Annotated in this window: 14 protein-coding genes and 1 pseudogene; 6 read left to right on the top strand and 9 right to left on the bottom strand. The window is 68.1% G+C overall.

The features are described 5' to 3' along the window. Nucleotides 1-142: 142 nt before the first annotated feature. From ACX9TP_RS00300 to ACX9TP_RS00315, 4 genes are all read left to right on the top strand, one after another. Nucleotides 143-925, top strand: a complete 783-nt coding sequence (locus ACX9TP_RS00300) for a hypothetical protein (protein ID WP_482977673.1) — start codon at nt 143-145, stop codon at nt 923-925. Between the two features lie 1,263 nt (nt 926-2,188). Beyond that, nucleotides 2,189-3,958, top strand: coding sequence for a fascin domain-containing protein (locus ACX9TP_RS00305; protein ID WP_482977674.1), 1,770 nt, complete (start codon nt 2,189-2,191; stop codon nt 3,956-3,958). An 18-nt stretch (nt 3,959-3,976) separates the two neighbouring features. Beyond that, complete coding sequence (locus ACX9TP_RS00310; RefSeq protein ID WP_482977675.1) at nt 3,977-5,845, top strand: LodA/GoxA family CTQ-dependent oxidase; 1,869 nt, start codon at nt 3,977-3,979, stop codon at nt 5,843-5,845. Next, a complete protein-coding gene (locus ACX9TP_RS00315; RefSeq protein ID WP_482982343.1) occupies nt 5,845-7,029 on the top strand; it encodes an NAD(P)/FAD-dependent oxidoreductase in 1,185 nt (394 codons plus the stop codon). Before ACX9TP_RS00310 ends, ACX9TP_RS00315 begins: the two co-directional genes overlap by 1 nt. Nucleotides 7,030-7,109: 80 nt before the next feature. On the opposite strand, the gene ACX9TP_RS00320 is transcribed toward ACX9TP_RS00315, so the two are convergent. After that, entirely contained in the window at nt 7,110-8,537 is a 1,428-nt protein-coding gene (locus ACX9TP_RS00320) for a hypothetical protein (RefSeq protein WP_482977676.1), read from the bottom strand. Between the two features lie 666 nt (nt 8,538-9,203). Further along, nucleotides 9,204-9,977 carry an NADase-type glycan-binding domain-containing protein gene (locus ACX9TP_RS00325; RefSeq protein ID WP_482977677.1) on the bottom strand — a complete coding sequence of 258 codons (774 nt, stop codon included), beginning with the start codon at nt 9,975-9,977 and terminating at the stop codon, nt 9,204-9,206. 392 nt (nt 9,978-10,369) lie between these two features. On the opposite strand from ACX9TP_RS00325, the gene yjjJ reads away from it, so the two are divergent. Beyond that, a complete protein-coding gene (gene yjjJ, locus ACX9TP_RS00330; RefSeq protein ID WP_482977678.1) occupies nt 10,370-11,686 on the top strand; it encodes a type II toxin-antitoxin system HipA family toxin YjjJ in 1,317 nt (438 codons plus the stop codon). Nucleotides 11,687-11,766: 80 nt separating this feature from the next. On the opposite strand, the gene ACX9TP_RS00335 is transcribed toward yjjJ, so the two are convergent. From ACX9TP_RS00335 to ACX9TP_RS00360, 6 genes and pseudogenes are all read right to left on the bottom strand, one after another. Next, nucleotides 11,767-13,068, bottom strand: coding sequence for a hypothetical protein (locus ACX9TP_RS00335; protein WP_482982372.1), 1,302 nt, complete (start codon nt 13,066-13,068; stop codon nt 11,767-11,769). A gap of 53 nt (nt 13,069-13,121) precedes the next feature. Continuing rightward, a complete protein-coding gene (locus tag ACX9TP_RS00340; protein WP_482982344.1) occupies nt 13,122-13,325 on the bottom strand; it encodes an aromatic-ring hydroxylase C-terminal domain-containing protein in 204 nt (67 codons plus the stop codon). A 79-nt stretch (nt 13,326-13,404) separates the two neighbouring features. Further along, nucleotides 13,405-14,013 (bottom strand): annotated as a pseudogene (locus ACX9TP_RS00345) (FAD-dependent monooxygenase); the annotation flags it as partial. 140 nt (nt 14,014-14,153) lie between these two features. Further along, nucleotides 14,154-14,438, bottom strand: a complete 285-nt coding sequence (locus tag ACX9TP_RS00350) for a hypothetical protein (RefSeq protein ID WP_482977679.1) — start codon at nt 14,436-14,438, stop codon at nt 14,154-14,156. Nucleotides 14,439-14,518: 80 nt separating this feature from the next. Then, nucleotides 14,519-15,643 (bottom strand): hypothetical protein, encoded by a 1,125-nt coding sequence (locus ACX9TP_RS00355; protein WP_482977680.1) that lies wholly within the window; start codon nt 15,641-15,643, stop codon nt 14,519-14,521. 601 nt (nt 15,644-16,244) lie between these two features. Next, entirely contained in the window at nt 16,245-17,687 is a 1,443-nt protein-coding gene (locus tag ACX9TP_RS00360; protein WP_482977681.1) for a hypothetical protein, read from the bottom strand. A gap of 180 nt (nt 17,688-17,867) precedes the next feature. On the opposite strand from ACX9TP_RS00360, the gene ACX9TP_RS00365 reads away from it, so the two are divergent. After that, entirely contained in the window at nt 17,868-19,313 is a 1,446-nt protein-coding gene (locus tag ACX9TP_RS00365; RefSeq protein ID WP_482977682.1) for an alkaline phosphatase D family protein, read from the top strand. A 7-nt stretch (nt 19,314-19,320) separates the two neighbouring features. Here ACX9TP_RS00365 and ACX9TP_RS00370 read toward each other — a convergent pair whose 3' ends face one another. Then, on the bottom strand, nt 19,321-20,049 hold the full coding sequence (locus ACX9TP_RS00370; RefSeq protein WP_482977683.1) for a head GIN domain-containing protein: 729 nt from the start codon (nt 20,047-20,049) through the stop codon (nt 19,321-19,323). Nucleotides 20,050-20,098: the final 49 nt, after the last annotated feature.

Here is a 20,098-nt window from a genome sequence, read left to right on the forward strand (position 1 = left end):
TAAGACAACACGCCTACCGCCCCGGGGATATGAATCACATCCACCGGACGGCAGACGTGCTCATTCACGGCTGACATTTCCGGCACCGCGGTCCACCTTGGCCTCCTCCGGTTCCCCAACCGGAGTTTCCAAGGAGAATGCCTTGTTTCGACTGAACCCACACTTCGCTGTGCTCATGCTGGCCGTCACCCTGGGAGGCTGCGGCCCAGAGGAGATGATGGAGGAGGAGACGGGCACGGAGACCGAGGCCGTGCTGGCTACTGCCGAGCAGGAGCTGGTCGGCAGCGGGTCGTACGTATGGACGTCTTCCAGCGCCGCGACGCCCATGGGCACTACCACGGACCGGTTCTGCTTCCTGGAGAAGGTCCGGGGCCGCCTCGATGGACCTTCAGATTATGTGCGCATCTTCGCCGCGGATGGGAGCTGGTACCTCCACGGCAACGCTGGCAGCGGCGGCCCGCTGCAGGCTGGCGTCCGGTGCGCATACCGGAACGGCGGCGTGCTCTCCGGCGAGTATGAGTGGACGCCGGGCCAGAACCTGCCGACGAACATGGGCACTGCGTCCGGTCGGGTGTGCTTCCTCACGCGCGTGGACGGGGAGTTCAACAGCGGAGGCCACTGGATCCGTGCCTACGTGAGCGGCGGCTCGTGGTTCCTGTTCGGCTCCTCCAGCAAGGTCTACGGACGCGCACGGGCCCGCTGCATCACCGTGCCCTCCTACAGCGGCGAGTACGTCTGGACCCAGAGCCAGTCCTACGGTGAGCACATGGGAACCACCACCAACCGGGTCTGCGCCCTGGTGTACATGGCGGGTGAGTTCGCCAGCTTCAGCGAGTACATCGACATCCTCCCCTCCTCGGGCTCCTATTACCTCCGCGGCAGCTCGTCGACGTATGGCGTCGCCGCCCGCGCGCGTTGCTTCTGACGCGCGTTCAAGGCCCAGCGCCCGGGCCTGTTGGCCGCTCCCACTCCGGCCAGAGGTTCTCGACGGGCCTGCAGAGCCGATGCGCATCGCCGATGACCTTGGCACGGAGGCGGTGAGGGCGCCGCCAGGCTACGTGTTCGGCGGGGTCCTGTACGCGTTGCTCGGGGCGGGCTTCGGCGGTCCGCCTCTTCGCGCCGTTCTCAAGCACGGGCGGAGGTCTACCGATGGCTCCTCTTCTCCGCGACCGAGTTGGAACAGCCGCTCTGGCCAATCACGCGACACACTTCGCTCTACCCACCCGACGTGAAGCGGCTCGCGGCGGAGATGCGGATGTAAGCGCCCGAACGCCCCCATGGTGGATTGCGGAGGCGTTCGCGAGCCTACGTCGATGACGACCCGAGAGGCTCGGTAACGCCCCGCTCAGCGGAGCGCCTTGTGGTTACGCACGCATCGGTCCACGACCTCGAAGCTGGCTGGACCCTGGGCCGCGCCCACCAATGGGCCTCCATTGCTTGTCTGTCACGGGCCCGTCCACGAAGAAGGTCGCTGGGCTCAGAACGAGGAGCGCGCAGGGAGACACCGCGCTGCGCACGCCGATGCGGAAACCGGGAGCAGGCACACGATGAACATCCTGTTGTGGTTCCCGCAGGTCCTCGCCGCGCTCGTGTACGGAGCGTCGGGCGTCATGAAGGTCTTCATGTTCGACAAGGTCAGCGAGGGGGCCGTCCCTTGATGCGTTGCCGCTGCCTTCCACTGGCAGCCGGCGCTCACGGTGGTGGCCGCCACGGTCCTGGCGCTCGAGAGCCTCGTGCTCGTCATGGCGTTCATCGCGTACGGCCGGAGGGTCCTGAAGCCGATTCTCTGAACGGCTGACCCGGGCGACATTCGAACCCGTTGGCGCCGGTCTTTGGGTTCAGACACCAGCGAAGGCCCGTGGAGCTGTGGCTTTGTAACGATTTCCCACATCTCCATGCCCTTTGGGGCAGCTGATGTGCCACCCGCCGCGCTGACGTGTCAATCGCAGCCGCTAACGCGTTGCTCGTCGCGCTGGCGTGTCAGCCCTTCCTCCTGACACGTGCCCCTCTTCAGGGCATCACGCCGCGCTCCCTCGTGAGAGCCCTTTTCGCAGTAGCGCGTCGCCCTGGCGCAAACCCTGCACAACGCCGGCTCCGCAGCGAACCTGAGCCGGAGAAATGTATGCCTTTACATAGACCTCCCCGCCATGTCGCATTCCCCAACCGCCCTCGCCACCGAGGTAGCCGCGTGTGGGCGGGCCTCTGCTCCGCGCTCCTGCTGCTGGGCTCGACAGCCTCCGCCCAGCCCTCCGCCCCCGGGGCCAAGCCCAGCGCTCTCAACAACGGCAGCGCGGCGGAGGCCTCGGCCTACTACAAGAAACTCGCCAGGACGCTGAACTTCCTCACGCCGGAGACCATCGAGTCGAAGGCAAGCATGCAGGAGCTGCTCAACTACCTCGGCTACTCGGAGCTCTCTCCCGAGGTCGTGGAGTTCGAGGCCCCTGAGAAGTTGATGGGCGGGCCCCCTGCGTCGGCCTTTCCCTACTGTGGCAAGTCCATCGAGCTCAAGTCGTGGAAGGGCGACTCGCTGAGCCGTTCCGACACCGCCCAGGGTGTCACCTCCGCATCCACGGGGGCCAGCAACATCTGGGCTGTCGAGTGCGTGGGGGACAAGGTCCGGCTCAAGTCCTCGAAGGGGGACTATCTGCACCGCCCTGACAGCAACCAGGGCATCACCACCTGGCACACGGGCATTGGCAACGATTGGACGGCCGAGTTCACCAACGGCAAGCTCCTGCTCAAGTCGTGGAAGGGTGACTACCTGCACCGCCCCGACAGCGCCCGGAGCGTCACCACCTGGCACACGGGCATCGGCAATCAGTGGACCGTCGTCGAGCGCACCTCCGGCGGCACCACGCCACCTCCCCGCCAGAAGGGGGACATCCTCGTCTCCCGCTTCTTCGCGCCCAAGATTGTCAACTTCGCCGTGGCTCCCGAGAAGCGCGACATCGGCTGGCGCCGGCTGGTGCGCATCAAATCCCGCCCCAGCTCCGAGGCGGCCAGGCACCACGTGGAGAGCGCCTGGATTCTCTTCAACCACTTCACCAGCCCACCCGCCCATAGCCCCTTCGGCGGCACCCCACCCAGCAACCTGAAGAACAGCTCCGTCAACACCCAGGTCTCCCTCGTCACCCACTGCACCGGCACCCGGGAGGAGTGCGCGGAGGTCGACAGCATCTACTGGGTGGACTTCGGCCCCTCGGCGAACGGCTACAAGCTCTCCTACCAGCTCGACGCCTTCTTCGACGCAGGCAACCTGGTGGCCGCCGGTGACACGGCCGGCGCGGCGCCCTACTTCGTGCCCAATGGATGCGACACCTGCCACGGCTCGCTCAAGGGTCAGGCCATCCTCAACCTCCTGGACACCGACCACTGGATGGACCGCCTCAAGGATGGCGACTTCCCAGCCCTGACCAGACCCGACGCCCCGGCCCCTCTGTTCGATGCTGGCAAGGATACGAAGTCGCCCCAGTACGCCGCGGCCTTCGACATCCTTCGCACCATCAACCGGGAAATCGCCGACCAGCAGCGGCGCGTCAACAACCAGAGCTTCCAACTCGCGGCCACCGACAAGTGGCTGCAATTGCACCAGAACTCGGTCCAGCCGGAGCCGGACCTCATCACGCGCGGCTTCGAGTTCGCCAATCTCAGCCACCCGCTCCACAGGACGCGCAAGCCGACGCCCACTCCCCTGACGTGGAGCTCCAAGCCTCAGGACAAGGAGCTGCTGGGGCTGCTGAACAAGTACTGCTACCGCTGTCACGGCGCCATTCGCTTCGATGTCTTCAGCAAGGACCTGATTGCAGACCAGACCAGTCCCATGCTCGACCGCGTCGACCCGAACCCCGCCCAGACCCGAATCACAGGCTTCAAGATGCCGCCCGACCGCGACATGCCCGCGAAGGACAAGCAGCGCCTGTTGGACCTCCTCGACCAGCTCGACCAGGAAACCCACTGAGAGAACGGAAACCTCACAATGAGCCAGAGATTCTTCCGCATCCACCCCGCCATCGGTGTCGCCCGCGTGGGCGACTCCCCAACCGGGTTCTTCATCGGCCCCGAGCGGCCCAACGAGCGGCCCAACTACGACGAAGCCCAGAAGAAGTTCCGCCCCTTCAAGGACAGCCAGGGCCGCGTCAAGCGCCAGGCGGCCCGCTTCCGCATCTTCGAGTACGAGCTCCAGGGCAGCCAGATGGTCCCGGTGCGCGAGGTGACCGCTGGCAGCCAGGGCATCACCCACATCACCTGGAAGGCCCACCTGGCCAACCGCAAGGCCGCTTTCTTCAAGTTCGACGGGCAGGACGGCGCGAACGGCCAATGGAAGGGGCCGGAGACCGAGCCGGGCGTGCATGACACGCAGAACCGGCTGCGCAACAGCCACGTGCCCGCGGCGGACCGGGAGCGGCTGCTCGTCATCGACCCGGGCCCGAAGTCCATCTCGGGCCGCAACAGCCCGCCGGTCCCCTTCACCAACACCAAGAGCCACATCCCCATCAAGTCCCTGGGGGAGCTGCGCACGGATGAGAATGGCCACCTGCTCGTGCTCGGCGGGCCCGGCGAGGCCCAGACGACGAAGCCCGGCACGCTCATCAACAACTACGTGAACAACGACCACTGGTTCGACGACATGGCGGACGGGCCGGTGTCGGCCGAGGTCACCTACGTGGTGGACGGCAAGACGCAGGTGGCGAAGCTGGAGGGTGACACCGGGGCCTGGGTCCTGGTGGGGCCGCCCGACTTCGCGCCCTCGGTGGGCATCACCGTCCGCCTGCTGGACACCCTGTGGGACGTGGCCGTGCGCTTCCCCCAGGAGGTGAAGCTCGTCGACACGGATGGCCTCTTCTCCCAGGGGCTCTTCGCGCGGCTCGCGGCGCAGCGGGCGGACTGGGACGCCCAGGGGAACACGTTCAAGAGCTACAAGCCCTCCTTCCTCCACGAGGTCTACCCGCTGCTCGAGCGTGCCCTGCAGCAGCGCCAGGTGCACAACCCCGAAGCCTCCAAGTCCTTCCATGGGAGCCTCGCGGGCGTGGAGCAGGACCTGGGCTCGCTGTCCTCCAGCCGGGGCAGGCGCATGCGCAGGACGATTTTCGGCTACATGCGCAACCCCTCCAACAACACCGGCAACGAGCCCCTGCTCATGCCCAAGGGGCTGGGAGACCAGTACTCGGACCTGGAGAAGCAGCCCGGGCCGGACTACTTCATGAGCCTCACGCGCGTGCAGTACGCGGTGCTCGAGCGCTGGGCCGCGGGTGAGTTCGTGGAGGACTGGGACCCGGCGGCGGCCCAGGCCATTCCCCAGGCCATCACCGCCGAGGGGCTGGACCGGGCCGCGATGGAGAGCTCGGTGGGAGGCCCCTTCTTCCCCGGCATCGACTGCAGCTGGATGGTGCGCAGGCCCGAGCTGTACGCAGCGCCCTTCCGCGTCAGGCACTCGGGGAATGTCTTCCCCGGTGCCCCGGACACGCTGCCCATCCGCCCAGGCTTCTTCTCCCAGCAGATGGCGCTGCCCTGGCAGGCGGACTTCTACCAGTGCAAGAAGCAGCTCTACCCCGCGGCGCACATCCCGTACGACGGCGAGCGCATGTATCACATGTGGTGGTGCGCCCACCGGCCGGATGACGTGTTCGCCAACAAGGGGGACCTCGCCATGGTGTCCTGGACGCGCGAGCTGGAGAAGGTGGCCGAAGTCGAGGCGCGGAAGCCGGAGCTCCAATCCCAGGCAACGGAGGACATCCCCGCCAGGGACCTGGCCATGTACATCCAGATGCAGCAGAGGTGGTCGAGCCTGGGCTTCGTCCTCCAGGAGGGCGAGCACTTCTTCGAGTCGCAGGAGCGGAGCACGTGATGGACGGGCGAGCCACCTGCACAGCCGTGGTGGTGGGCGGCGGGGTTGCGGGGCTGAGCGCCGCGCTGACCCTGGTGAGAGCGGGGGTGTCCACCTGCGTGCTGGAGCGCACGGACTACTCGCCCTGGCGCCCTGGGGAGACACTCTCCCCGGTGGCGTTCGCCGAGTTGCGGCGGTGGCTCGCCCCTGAACCGTTGGAGACGGAGGGCTTCCTGGCCTCGTACGGCCTGGAAGCCACCTGGGGCTCGGAGGAGCCCCACCACCACTCCTTCCTCACCAACCCCTACGGCCAGGGCTGGCACGTGGAGCGCCGGCAGTTGGACGGCCTGCTGGCGCGCCACGCGCAGTCTCAGGGCGTGGAGCTGTGGAGGAGCGCCTGCGTCACCCACCTGGAGCGTGAGGAGCGCGGGTGGCGGCTCCGAATCGGCACGCCCGAGGGCCCGAGGACGTTGCACTGCACGGTGTTGGTGGACGCAACGGGACGCTCGGCGCAGGTGGCGCGATACCGCGGCGTGCGGCGGCGGAACCATGACAGGCTTTGCAGCGTGTCAGCCGTCGTGGACAGGCCGCCGGGCCACGAGGAGCACCTGCTCCGGGTGGAGGCCACCCCCTCGGGCTGGTGGTACGCGGCGCCCCTGCCGCAGGGGCGCCTCATCTTCACCCTGATGAGCGACGTGGATGTGCTGGAGCGCCACAACGCGTTGCGCCCCGCCGGGTGGAGCGCGCTGCTGGCCCGGACCCGTCACCTGACGCGGGGGCTGGGAGGACCGCCGACGGTGCGGCGGCTGCATGTCCGCCCCTGCGAGACGAGCCGCCTGGAGCGCGCGGCCGGAGAAGGCTGGGCCGCCGTGGGGGACGCGGCGGCCATGTGGGATCCACTGTCCTCGAGCGGCATCGTCAAGGGGCTGCGCACGGGACAGGCGGCGGCACGCGCGCTGGTGGCCTCCCTGCGAGGGGACCGGGAGGCGCTGGAGGACTACGCACGGGAGCGGGAGGAGGAGTTCTCCGGCTACCTGGAGGCGCGCCAGGCCCACTACGCGCGGGAGCGGCGCTGGATGGACGAGGACTTCTGGCAGCGGCGGCACGCGCCCGCGCTGAATGTGACGCCAATCTCCGTCAGTGTGCCGTCGCAGCAGATGCCCCAGCCCACCACCTCAGTCTTCGAGGGTCCGTCCCAGGAGTAGACGGTGAAGTCCGGTAGGTATCGAGGTGGCTCTCGTGCAGTTCCTCCGTCGGGACGGCGGATGCGGACAAGGCCGCGAGACTACGGATTGACCGGGATGTTGAAATACGGGAGGAAGAAGTCGTCTCGGAGCGACTTCCTCAGGCTGGTGAGCTGAGCCCCACCCTGCGTGGTGCCATAATCCCAGACATACCCGTGGGAGCTGACCGGGCAGTCATAAACCTCGCCGTAGATGGCCACTGCATAACCCATCCTCGCCTCGCTGGTCGCCGGCGCGGAGTTGCTTCCCTGCGCCGACACCATGCCGGAGAAGTCGACGCGGTTCGTGCTCGTGGTGACGAAGCCCACGCCTTCAGTGTCCGCCTTGTCGAAGCTGTCGGTCTGGTTGGCGTACAGGTCGAGCGTAGGGGCGTTGGTATCCACACGCCAACTCCCGTGCTCCTGCGCAAAGGCGATACTGTTGGGCGCCACCGCGCTGACAGCCGTGCGAGCGCTGATACGGCCATAATGGGTGAAGCTCGCCGGGCACCCGCTGCAGTAGGTGGAAACGAGAGCCCTGACGCGGAAGACCCCTTCGCGGTTGTCGGGGTAGCGAACGTTGATATCCCGCGTATAGCGAGGGACATTCTGTGAGCATGTCTCGCTGAGCCCCACCATGCTGCTGCCCGAAGCCTGGCCATAGATGCCCTGCTGCGTGCTGCCCGCGGGCATGATGCCGATGGTCATCTGTTGCTTCGCGCCCGGGCCGGTCCAGCCCGAGAGATAGCCCGCGGGGTTCCGGTTGTTCAGGCTCTGGCCCAGACCGCTCGGGGTGCGGCTGGTCGTGGTCGTCCACGTGCAATAGCATTGAATCTGGTCGGCAACCCGCTGTGCCATCTGCTCGCTGTAGACCAGCACTTCGCCGCGCAGGTGGGGGAAGAGCTCGCTCACCGACTTCACCAGGTCGATGTTCTCTCCCCCGTATTTCGCCTTGATGGAGTCGAGGGCCTCGTTCAGCGCGGTGCTCACATGCACGACTTCCGGACTGGAGCTGATGCCGGGCGACACCACGAACCCACATTCATCTTCAGTCGGGCAGTCCAGGTTGACGTCGTAGGGCTGGACGACCATCGCCTCATCCATCGAGCTCTTCAGGACGAGTTTCTGGGCCCAGCCCGTCTCCCAGGGCTTCGCCAGCGCGCCAAACAACTTCACCTCCGACACCTCGCCAGGCTTCAGCGTCACCTCCTGCGCGGCCAGGACATTCTCCCTGCCGTCGTAGGAGAGCAGCTTCGCTGACTCGGGCGGCATCTCCTCCCGGTCCTCCCACAGGATGCGCACCGTGAGCGCACCATCTTCCAGGGCCATGCCGACGACGCTGGCGACGCCGCCACGCTCGCCTTCCTCCGGGTCGCCTGCCCAGGCGGGGGAGGCCACCACCAGGCCACCGAGCACGAGCGAGCGCAGGAACGGCGAACGCAACGGAAACGCAACGAAGTCACGAAGACCTCGTGAGGAACGACGGGTCATGGGGTGAGTCCTTGTGCGGGGTTGAGCTGCGCGACCTGACCGGGCGCGGCAGGACGCACGCTCACCTGAAGCAGGCGCCGTGCCATTTATCATTCATGTGAAACAATGAAGATAATGACAACCACCCTGGAAAACGGGCTTTGCGGTTCCATGGCAGGGAATGGATGGGGGCTCGGGGTGTGTCCGTTTCAGTCACGGAACTCCGCCCGGCTGTAGCGCGGGACGCTACTCTTCAGGTCACCGCACCCGCCCACGCGTGACGGCCCGCGATGTAGCCTCGCCCTCGACGCTCCCCACGGCTGACACCGACGTCCTCCGCCGTCCTCGCGCAACAAGGAGACGGGGCCCTTGGGTGGGTGCCCTGTCGGTCCGCGTCCCACGGCCGCAACAGCTCCGGCACGAAGGAAGCCCGGCCGGCTGCGCTTCTTCGCCACCGAGGAGCTGGAGGAGAAGTGTGGGAGAGGTCCAGCCGCTACCCGCGAGGACCCGCGCAGGTCCAGTTGCTGGAGCCGCCACCGTTGGCCGAGTTGCACCCGGCCTGGGACCGCGGAAGGCCGTCACGGAAGCCCTGGGACGTCCTCGGCAGGGCGGTGCAGCAGGCACTGGTGGCGGCGCTCACCTTGGACTCCTGCTCCAGGGCCGGCGCGATGAATCCGACGTCACACCTCAGGGTTTGTCCGAAGCACGCACCTCGCTGATGCACAGGTCCGTGAACTTCTTGCCCGGGTAGACGGACAGCACCTCGATGGCGACGAAGGTGCCCGCGGCGTTCGAGTCGGGCTTGAACGCGGGGAGCTTCAGTTCCTGGTAGTCGTTGACGTCCTTCAGCTCGACTTCTCCCATGGCGGCCACGGTGAGCCCTCCGTAGTCGATGCTCGACTGACTTGCCGCCGCGCTCCGCGCCTGGAGCATGACGAGCCGGACCTTGCGTGGCCTCGCATTCGCCGCATGGAGCTGGGCCGACTTGCCGAAGCCCGCCCAGATGCTCACCGGCCTGCCCGGCTCCACCTTCGCCAGCAGCACCTCTCCCACGCCTGTTCCCTTCGCGCCTTCGCACCAGGCCGTGTCCGGCTTGCCGTCCATCGCCTTCTCCGCCGAGTAGCCACACGTCCACTCGTGCGCGGTCATCTCCCGCTCGCGGAGGTCGTCCTCGGCCTCGGGCGGACAGTCCTCGCAGGCGGGAGGTTTGCCCTTCGGCAGCAGCGTCGATGACGCCCAGTCCGAGAAGTCCCCCGTGAGGCCCTGGGAGATTCCGCCCGCGAGGCTCGCGCCCACCTGGAGCCCTTTCAGCGAGTGGCTTCCCTTCGCCGTACAGGCCCTGCCCTCGTAGGCCTGGGCGGCGGCGATGCCGGGCAGCGTGAGAACGAATCCGGTGATGAGGAACGCCACCCACCGGGACGACACGCGTCCCTGGGTGTGCTCGTCAGAGTCCCCCTGCATCGTCAGCTCCCTTCGTGCGTCCGAGCGGGGACGCGAAGGGCATACCTTCTCAGCGACGACGAGGGAGCGGAGGAGCTTGTCGAAGGGGAAGGCATCTTTCGACCGCTTCTGTTGTGGCGGTGCCTCGGCTTCGACGAGCCACTCGAGGTTCGCGGAGTTCAGGGCATCGCTCGTGGACGTGGGGACTTGCCACACACCGCCCGTCCGGATGGGGGCTCCACAGGCGAGCGGCCTCACGTTCGGAGGTTCCCAGGCGACCGTGTTCGAACAGTATCTACCCCTGTATCTACCCACGATATCTGCTCGTACACAGGGATGCCCCTGGTCGCTTTTCAGTTAAATCAGCTGGTTGCGTCGGGAGTTTCGCTCGTTATCTACTCACCGATGTACCCATGACTGCCCCCTCTACCGCCGAACTCCTTGAAATCATTCAGCGCCTGCAGCCGGTGCGGGCGGAGACGCTCCAACAGCACTTTGGCGTCTCACAGCAGACCCTCTCCCGGTGGCTCAATGCCGCGGGGGACGCGGTCTGCCGGATGGGAAAGACCCGAGGGGCGAAGTACGCCCGCACGCGCTCCGTGCCCGGGCTGGGCACTCAAGTTCCGGTGCACCGGGTGGACGAGGCGGGTCAGATCCTCCGGTCTGGCACGCTCCACTTCCTGGCCAATGGAGGCTGCTGGCTGGAGTCCGCGACAGGACCCGGGCAGTACTTCGAGGGACTGCCGCCCTTCGCGGAGGAGATGCGCCCGCAGGGGTACATGGGGCGGGGTTTCCTCCTGCGCAACCTGGACCTCACGCTGCCATCACGCACGGAGAGCTGGAGCGACGACCAGGTACTCGTCGCCCTGTGCCGTCGCGGCGAGGACTGCACGGGGAATGTCATCCTGGGCGACGAGTCCCTGACCCGCTATCTGGAGCTGTACACGCAAGCGCGAGAGGTGGAGCGCGCCAGCTATCCCGAGCGGGCTCGGGGCTACCTCGCGCAAGGCGCGGGCTCATCGGCGGGAGGCGAGCAGCCGAAGTTCGTCGTCTACACGGGGGACCGGTATGTCCTCGTGAAGTTCGCGGATGCGAGCACGGGCAGCGCGGGACAGCGCTGGCGAGATCTGCTCGCGTGCGAGCAGATGGCCCTGGACTGCGTTCGCTCGGAGGGGTTCGAGGCTGCGGACGCCGAGTGGTTTGATCAGGGCGACTACCGCTTCCTGGAGGTTGCCCGGTTCGACCGGCTCGGCCGCTTTGGACGGCGTGCCCTGCTGTCGCTGCGCGCCATCGACAATGAGTACATCGGCTCGGGAGCGAACTGGACGCAGGTCGCGCTGCGTCTGCTCGAGGAGCGGCGCCTGACCAAGGACGATGTCCGACGCATCCGCTGGCTCGACACCTTCGGCCAGCTCATCGGGAACAGCGACCGTCACCTGGGCAATGTCTCCTGCTTCGAAGCGTCCCCGGGGCGGTTCCAGCTCGCGCCCATCTACGACATGCTGCCCATGGTCTTCGCGCCCGATGGCGCGCACCTCGTCGAGCGCGACTTCACGCCCGCGCTACCGAACGCGCACAACCTGGACGTCTGGGCAGACGCCGCCCGCCACGCCCTGGCGTACTGGGACAGGCTTGTTGCCTGCACGGCCCTGAGCGAGGACTTCCGCCGGCGCTGTGTCACCAGCCGCGAGTCCCTTGCCTCGCTGATGGAGCGCCTGCCGCGGGTGTGAGTCGCTAGTTCCAGAAGGTGAAGATATCCCAGATGTCCATGCCCATACCGACGATGGAGCTGCTGCTCCGGTTGGCTGGCTCAGAGTCCTTCGCGCAGGTTCTCCTCCGCGATGCTCGCGAGTCGTGACACGTGCTTGTGGAGCCACACGCCGAACGGCTGGATGCGCGCGGGAGCCGTCTTCTTCGGGAGCGCTTGCAGGCTCTCGTCGAACGGAACGACGGCGTGCTCCCCTGTCGGGGACTTCGTGCGGTGGTCGAAGGCGAAGGACCGGCCGATGTGCCACCCCCCGTGGAACACGAAGAGGTTCTCCAGGTCCGCGTTCCCGGTGGCTTCGACGAGCCCGTCGATTTCGTAGATGTCGTCGGCGATCTCCAGGCAGCTCCAGCCGCCGCCCGTGACGTTGCCGCAGGGGAAGGTGGGCAGGCCGTTGTCGACGACGTTGTCCACAATCCAGGTGATGGAGCCGTACACGCGCAGGAAGTAGTCCCAGCTCGACTCACTCTTCCTGGGCTCGAGCGCCTTGGCCCCCTTCCAGCTCCCGATGCGGTGCTTGTATTTGCGCTTGAAGATGGACAGTTGCTGGTCGAGGGAGTCCATGCGCTCGGGCTCCTTCTTCAAGTCCAGCTGCTCCGCGACGAAGTGCGCCCGGGGGAAGCGCTCGTGGAGGTCCTTCAGCATCGCGATGGCCGCGTCGACGGCCGCGTAGGCGTCCTGGGGCTTCGCGAAGGAGGGGCCCCTGGGCACGGGGGACTTCTTCGGGGAACCCTTCGGAGCCTTCGGTTCGGGATTGGGATACTTCGCATCCCGGAGATCGACCGAGCGCAGGACGAATCCCTTCTTCTCCCTGGCGCGAATGAGCTTCTCCGCCCGCGCGATGGCGTCCTCGTGGCTCGCGGTGACTGTCTCGTTGCGATACTCCTCGATGGTCCGGTTCCCATCGACGGAGATGGCCCAACCGGTCGATGTGCCCTTCACGTACTCACGGAGCGTCACGCGCTTCTTCGTCGCGTTCCAGGGGTTGCCGTCTCGGAAGCCGAGCGTCCGGTAGCGCGCCACCAGCGCTTCGACCTCCTTCGACTCCACGAGCGAGAGGAGGTAGGCGCCGTTCATGGTGCCGCGGCGGACCACCGCCTGGGTCCCTCGGACTTCCACGTCCACGAAGAGGAGCGACAGCGGCTTGAAGAGCGTGAAGCGCTCCTTCACGGGCGTGGTGAGCTTCAGCGCCCTGGGCTCCTGCTTGTGGAGGGTTCCATCGCTCCAGACCCGGAGCTCGCCACCCGCCGAGTAGAGCCATACCTCGTTCTTCAGCGAGAGCTGGGGATCGGAGTACCCGATGTCCTCGCCGCCATTGAGCTCCTGCAGGTGCTTCCAGTTGGGCATGGAGGGCTTCGTCGCACGGGAGTCGTGGGAGGTAAACGAAACACGCCCGCTCCTCACGCCAGTCCGCCAGGCTCTCCGAGGTTGAGCAGCACCGGCCGGGCAGCGTGCAGCAGGGTGAAGACCCGCAGCGGGCCGTTGGCGGTGACCACGTCCAGGTCGGGCATGCGGCGTCCGAGCAGCGGGTGCCCCTTGCCGAGGTCGTAATGAATGCCCAGACCGGACAGCTCCGCGGCGAGTCGTCTGCGAGGCTCGTCCATGCGGAGGAGCTCGGAAACCCACCTGGGCCAGCTTCCATCCCAGATTCACCGCATCCTGCACGCCGATGTTGAGGCCCTGTCCACCCACCGGCGGATGCACGTGCGCGGCGTCGCCGGCCAGCAGGACGCGGCGGTCGCGATAGGCCGCCGCCTGCCGCGTCATGTCGGTGAACCTGGAGAGCCAGGTGGGATTGCGGACCCCGAAGTCAGTTCCATACACGGCGATGAGCGCCTCACTGAGCTCGCGCAGGGTGGGTTCGCGCGTGGAGCCGATGTGCTTCTTGGTCAACACCACCCGCACCCGCCCTCCCTCCTCCTTGCCGAGGCCATGGGGGCCGAGGGCGTCGCTGCGAAACCCCCATGCTGGCTCCTCGGTCATCTCGACCTCGGCAATCATCCAGCTCGTCGTCGGCTCCCACCCGGGGAACTCGATGCCGGCTGCTTTGCGAATCAGGCTGCGTCCTCCGTCGCACCCGACGAGATATTCCGCCCGCAGCGATTGACCGTCGGACAGCGCGACGTCGACGCCGGTGTCGTCCTGCGCGAAACCCGTTACTTCGAGTGAGCGATAGATGGGCACCGCCAGCTCGCCGACCCAGCCGGCCAGGATGCGCTCGATGTGGTTCTGCCGCAGCCCGAGCCCCTGGTTGGGCCGGGTGGGAAAGTCGCTGATGTCCAGGGGGACCATGTGGAAGCCCACGATTTGGGCCACCTGTCCCTGCGAGAGGAACCGCACGACCCGGGTCTGGCAGCAAGCTTCCTCCGGTGTGCTGGACCTCGGGAAGGGCAGGGAGTGGGTGCGCTCCTTGCCCTTCCCCGGACGGTGGCTCAGAGCGTCTTCATGTATTCGATGAGCGCCCAACGCTCGTTGTCGGTGAGCGACTGGGTGAAGTCATGTCCGCCGTTGCCCATCCCGTACAGGTGCGAGTTGAAGATCATCCGCGAGCGAATCTGCTTCGCGGTGATGGGCGGCGGTGACTGGTACGCCAGCGAGTTGTAGTTGGCGGCGAGGTTGGCGATGTTCGCGAAGAGGATGTCGGGCGTCGCCATCTCCTGGCTGCAGGGGAGGAACGGGTCATTGGCCGGGACATCACCGCAGGCCAGGGGCGTCACCTTCCAGCCGAGCTTCGCGAAGTCAGGGGGGCGCGCTCAGCCCATGGAAGCTGGCGCGCACCCGTGAGCCGCGGCTGACGTCACTCAATCGTGGAGTGGGTGACCACGATGGGCGTATCCGAGTGATTCGAGATCTGCGGATACGTCGCGTACCACGAGCCGCCCGTGTTGTTCTGGATGACCGAGCGGTCGATGCGGATGTCGCCCGAGTGGTCATTGCTCACGAAGAAGATGGCGCTGCCGTGGGCGTTGACCTCGTTGTGCTCGATGCGCGTGCCGCAGAGGGACAGCGTCATCTTGTTGCCGTCGTTGTAGATGGCCCCGCCGCTGCCCCCACCCGGCGTGCCTTCCCTGGCGGGGTTCGCGCCGTTGCCGATGGCCCGGTTGTAGGAGAAGAGGCTGTTGATGACGGTCCACGACACGCCGATGCTGCTGATGCCGCCGCCGTTGGAGCAGACCCCGCCATAGCCCTGCTTGCCGCCGAAGGTCGTGTTCACCACGTAGACGGGCCGCCCCTCGTACTGGCTGAACACCCGAAGGGCGCCGCCTCCGACGTCAGGCCCGACGTCGGCGCAGGCGTTGTTGAAGAAGCGCGAGTTGATGACCTTCACGCGGCCACCGCGCACCCAGACCGCCCCGCCTCCGTCGAACTCCGTCTCGCTCTTGGAGCTGGCGTCCACGAACGTCAGGTTCTGGAGCGTCAGCCGGGGATGGTCCTGGTTGTCGCAGTGCGCGGTCGTCCACACCTGCGCCTTGTCGCAGGTGTTCATGTAGAGGATGCGGTGCTTGCCCACGCCGCTGAGCGTCACCAGGCCCTTGCCGTCGATGACGACCTCCGGCCCCTTGTCGTTGAAGACCTTCGCCGTCTTGTCGAGGGTGATGGTGACGGGTTCCGGCCCGCAGTCGAAGGTGATGACCCCGCCTCGGGCCACGGCCGCGATGAAGGCGGCGCTGGTGCAGCTGGCCGGAGTCCCGGTACCGACGACGGTGGTGGGCTTGGAGACGTCCGCGAGGCCCGCCTCGGCCGGGACGCCGCACGTGGCCTCCGCATTCGGATTGCCGGCCGGCGGGCCGTCCTTGGGATTGGTCAGCGGATTGGGCACGTCCACTTCGTCCGAGCAGCCCGCCGCGAAGGCGAGCGCGAACCCCGCCGCCAGCGAGAGGACCCTGGGCGAGGGCCAGCAGTGATGTCTCTTCGGGTGCATCGAGCCTCCGGGATGGGAGCAGCCTAGAGCGGCGATGAGCCCGGGACGAGCGGGCCTGACGCTCCTGTTCCGGCTGCGCGCGGGTTTTTCTGCATCGTTTTTCCCCACGGTGGCTCATTCAAATCGCTTCGGCGCAGCTCGCTCGGCGTCCTCAATGGTGAGGCGCGGGCTTGGCGGCCGAGGGGCCCGCCCACCGCATGCAGCGCGTCAACCCGGCCTTGCGCGGCGGAACGTGGGTGCCAGGGGCCCCATGCAAAGTGCCTGCCCGCACCAGGGGTGAACCCGCAGCGGCTGCGGGTCGGTCCAGGCATCCAGCCTGTCACGACACCCCCCGGAGGAACGACCCTGCGGGTGGACAGTGCCGGCGCAGCCGATATTCTTCGGCCCATGTAGCGTTGAACGCTGTGGAGGTATTCCACGGTGCCCACGCGGAGGCCGCCCGGGATGCACCCCCTTGGTCCCGGCGCTCGCGTGGAAGGAGTGCGGTTGCCCGGACGACCTTGGAGGTCCGGCGTGCGGCGGCTCCGTTGCATCGTGGGGGGCCTGCTCGGGCCCCGGGGGGCATGTATCCCGGGGCCCGAGAGTCCTCGTCTTCCTCTCACTACGGCTGCTCTCCGGAGGCCCTCGCCCCCTGCGCGCCCGCGGCGAAGGACAGCAGGTACGCCGGCTCGTCACGCGTGCTCAGCTCCAGCAGCTCCTCCGTCAGCGAGTGCAGCGGCCACCGCGACAGCTCGGCCTTCTGGAAGTCCTTGATGGCCGCCTCCAGCGACTCAATCTGCGCCAGCGCCAGCTTCCGGCCGATGTCCTCCTCCATGTCCTGCGTGCCGGCGCGGATGAGCTGCAGGCCCGACATGCGCTCCGCCATCGTCGGCTGTTCAATCATGCGCGAGCCGATGTCCCGGTTCATGCGGCCCAGCCGCTTCAAGCCCTCGGGGGGCAGCCCGCCCCGGGTGCCCACGTTGCGCGTGCGCAGCACCCACGAGCCGCGCTCCATCACGCTGCGCGACACCGCGCTCATGGCCATGGCGCTGGCGTCCGGCACGCCCGCGTCCTTCAGCACCTTGCGCGCGTGCTGGTACAGGTCCGCGAAGGAGCCCTCCCGCCACACCGGCAGCGCGGCCACCTTCTCCAGCGCGTCCAGCTCCGCGGCGCTCATCGCCGAGCCCTGCTCCGTGTCACCCAGCAGCAACAGCAACTGGAGCTGCATGGAGCGCGGGTGCGCCGCGGCCAGCTTCACCAGCGTGTCGCGGAAGACCTTCCGGGCCTCCTCGTACGAGGACTCGGGCAGCGCGTCCCCGCGCAGCGCGTCCCTCACCGCGATGTAGAGGGCCGGGTCCTCCAGCTTCGGCACCTGCGCCAGCAGGAACAGGGCCTTCTCCGCGTCCAGCTTCCGCGCGCCCAGCGCCAGCAGCAGCTTCACCTCGTCCGAGGTGGCGCGCGTCCACGCGGCCGTCTCCGCCTCGGCGTCGGCCGGGTCGGGGGGCAGGGGCGTGGCGCCCGGCAGCAGCCGGCTCTTCTGGAAGTCGGGCCGGCCCAGGGCCACCCACGCCTCGCGGAAGGCCTGCTGCCAGGAGGTGCCCGGGGTGCGCCGCAGCTCGCGCATCCGCTGGAGCAGCTTCGCCTCCTTGCTGTTCGGCACGGCGTCCTGCAGCGCCTCCAGCGCGGTGGCTGTCTCTGCGTCGTTGCCCGTCTCCAGCGCCAGGCAGGCCTGGACGAAGAGGGCCGGCGCGTGGTCCGGCGCCAGCTTCAGCGCCTCGGCCAGGGACGCGCGCGCCCTGGCCGCGTCTCCGGTGGCGGCGGCCCGCGCCGCGCGGTCCGTGTGGCGCAGCACCTCCACGGGGGCCGTCGGGGCCTCTGGGCGGGAGCCCTTCGCCTCGTGCTCGTGGTCGTGCCCATCCTCCGCCTTCGAGTGCGCGCCGGGACGGCCCCCCCAGAGGACGAAGGCCGCGGCCGCGAGTGCCACCACCATGCCACCCAGGCCGAAGAGCAGCGGCTTGCGGCGGTGGGAGGCGCCAGCGGGGGAGGTGGGCGTCGGGTCCGTCATCGGGCGTTCATCTCCGGAGGGTGGGGGACGCGCATTCCAGCCTTCCGGGGGAAGCAGGGCAAGCCGGGTCGCGTCGTGGAGACGTTGTCGGACGTACCCCAGCCTCCCCGAGCGATTGACGGGGAGTGCGCGCTGCTTCGGAATCCCGCTGGCAGGTGGGGGACAGGAGGCCCCCTCCCCATGGCGCTCGCGTTCCCCGTCCACCCGGTGACGGTGGGCCCCATCGTCGGGTCCACCACCGACACGTCCGTGCGCCTGTGGGGGCGGGGCGAGCCCCCGCGCCCGCCGGGCGGTCGCTACTGCTACGGCATCGCCCAAATCCTCACGGCCGGCTCCACCACGCCCGCCCAGGGGGCCTACTTCAAGCTGCGCGCCGAGGACGACTTCACCGGCAGTGTCGACTTCGGCGGCCTCCAGCCCGCGCACGCGTACGCGTACCGCATGGGCTACTTCTTCTCCGACGTGGAGGAGCACCTGCTGGTGCCGCCGGTGGGGCTGGAGCTGCGAGGAGCCACGGCCGGGGCCTTCCGCAGCGCCCGGCCGCCGGGCAGCCCGGAGCTGTCCTTCGTCTTCGGCTCGTGCCGCAGCCCGGGCCCGTCCGAGGAGGAAATCGTCGGCCTGGGCAACCGCGGCGACCGCATCTTCGACACGCTCTACGCGCAGGCGGACAGCACGCCCACGGATTTGCTCCTCATGGTGGGGGACCAGATCTACGCGGACGTGCGCCGCGACGCGCGCACCTTCGAGGAGTACTGCGCCACGTACCGGGATGCCTTCACCCAGCCGGGCCTGCGCAGGGTGATGGCACGAATCCCCACGTACATGACGCTGGACGACCACGAGGTCGCCGACAACTGGTCCATGGACAAGCTGGTGGACCCGGGGCTGAGCAACGAGACGCGCTGGGCGAACCGGGTGCGCTTCCTCGCGGCGATGGAGGCGTACCGCGCCTACCAGGTGGTGCACGGGCCGGCGCTGGAGCGGCGCGACGTGCCGGGGCTCACCAACACGCTGACGCGCTACTGGTACGACTTCCAGGCGGGGCCCGCGCGCTTCTTCGTGCTCGACACGCGCACGGAGCGCTACCACCGGGCCCGGCCGCCGCAACTCATCGGCCCGTCGCAGCTGGACGCGCTGAAGCACTGGCTGACGCGGGACGTGGGCGGGCTGAAGTTCGTGGTGTCGTCGGTGCCGCTGTTCCCGGACGTGAAGCTGGCGGGCCTGGCGGCGGTGGAGCGCCACGACAAGTGGGCCGGCTTCCTGCACCAGCGCCAGCACCTGCTGGACTTCATCCGCGACAACGGCGTGCGGCGCGTGGTGTTCCTCTCCGGGGACATCCACGCGTCGATGTGGAGCGAGCTGCGCAGCACGTCGCGGCCCGACTTCCGCCTCTACTCCATCATCTCGTCCGCCTTCGCCGCGCCGGCCTTCGTGCCGCCGGATTTCATGTACGAGCAGACCGGTGTCCTCGACGGGCAGTCGGACTACGCCGTCACCCGGCACGGCGGCTACGTGCAGCTGAGCAACTTCACGCGCGTCACGTGGAAGGAGCCGGTGCTGCGCGTGGAGGTGTTCGAGCGCAAGGGCGCGCGCGTCCAGGACGCTGAATTGCGGCTGGACGCATGAGCCGGGGTCAGTCCTTGTAGGTGACGCGCGAGCCGCCGCTGGTGTCCACGTCGCTCTGGCCCGGGCGGGACACGAGGCGGATGGTGCTGCCGCCGGAGGCGTCACCGGAGACGCGCTCGGAGACGTCCGCCTCCACGCGCGAGCCGCCGCTGGCCTCGGCCTCCAGCGACTTCACGCCCTTCACGTCGAAGGCGAGGACTTCGGCGCCGCCGCTGGCCTCGGCGTCCATCTGCTGGGCGCGGCCGGACAGCTTCACGCGCGAGCCGCCGCTGGCCTCGGCGTCCACCTTGCGCGCGTCCACGCCGCGCACGGTGAGGACGGCGCCGCCGCTGGCCTCGGCGTCGAACTCGTCGGTGTCGGTGGCCTCGGCTTCGACGTGGCTGCCGCCGCTGGCGCTGACGCTGTGCACCTTGGGGTTGGTGACGTAGAGGCGCACCTTGCCGCCGCGGAAGCTGCTGAAGAGGCCATCGCGGTCGACCTCGGTGGTGAGCACGCCGTCCTTCACCTTGAGCTTCACGCGGGCCAGCAGGTCCGACGGGCCCTCGAGACGGACGGACCTGGGACCGACCTTCACCTCGGCCTGGATGCCATGGCTCACGGCCACGCCGTCGAAGTCGCCCACGTCGCGGGGCTCACCCTTCTGGGCGGAGGCGTCGTTCTTCTGCGCTTCCTGGGCATTCGCACAGGCGGCGAGCGCGAGGAAGGAGACGAGGAAGGAGATGCGGGCGGTCTTCATGGGGCACGCTCCAAAGGAAGCGGGGGCCCGGCGTGGACCCCGTCATGCC

It is taken from the genome of Pyxidicoccus sp. M15, assembly GCF_056858435.1.

Coding starts and splice junctions, on each gene's coding strand:
- ACX9TP_RS00340 (WP_482982344.1), bottom strand. CDS start 13,325: ATGGACGAGCCTCGCAGACGACTCGCCGCGGAGCTGTCCGGTCTGGGC.
- ACX9TP_RS00315 (WP_482982343.1), top strand. CDS start 5,845: ATGGACGGGCGAGCCACCTGCACAGCCGTGGTGGTGGGCGGCGGGGTT.
- ACX9TP_RS00365 (WP_482977682.1), top strand. CDS start 17,868: ATGGCGCTCGCGTTCCCCGTCCACCCGGTGACGGTGGGCCCCATCGTC.
- ACX9TP_RS00360 (WP_482977681.1), bottom strand. CDS start 17,687: ATGACGGACCCGACGCCCACCTCCCCCGCTGGCGCCTCCCACCGCCGC.
- ACX9TP_RS00325 (WP_482977677.1), bottom strand. CDS start 9,977: ATGCAGGGGGACTCTGACGAGCACACCCAGGGACGCGTGTCGTCCCGG.
- ACX9TP_RS00335 (WP_482982372.1), bottom strand. CDS start 13,068: ATGCCCAACTGGAAGCACCTGCAGGAGCTCAATGGCGGCGAGGACATC.
- ACX9TP_RS00320 (WP_482977676.1), bottom strand. CDS start 8,537: ATGACCCGTCGTTCCTCACGAGGTCTTCGTGACTTCGTTGCGTTTCCG.
- ACX9TP_RS00310 (WP_482977675.1), top strand. CDS start 3,977: ATGAGCCAGAGATTCTTCCGCATCCACCCCGCCATCGGTGTCGCCCGC.
- yjjJ (WP_482977678.1), top strand. CDS start 10,370: ATGACTGCCCCCTCTACCGCCGAACTCCTTGAAATCATTCAGCGCCTG.
- ACX9TP_RS00370 (WP_482977683.1), bottom strand. CDS start 20,049: ATGAAGACCGCCCGCATCTCCTTCCTCGTCTCCTTCCTCGCGCTCGCC.
- ACX9TP_RS00355 (WP_482977680.1), bottom strand. CDS start 15,643: ATGCACCCGAAGAGACATCACTGCTGGCCCTCGCCCAGGGTCCTCTCG.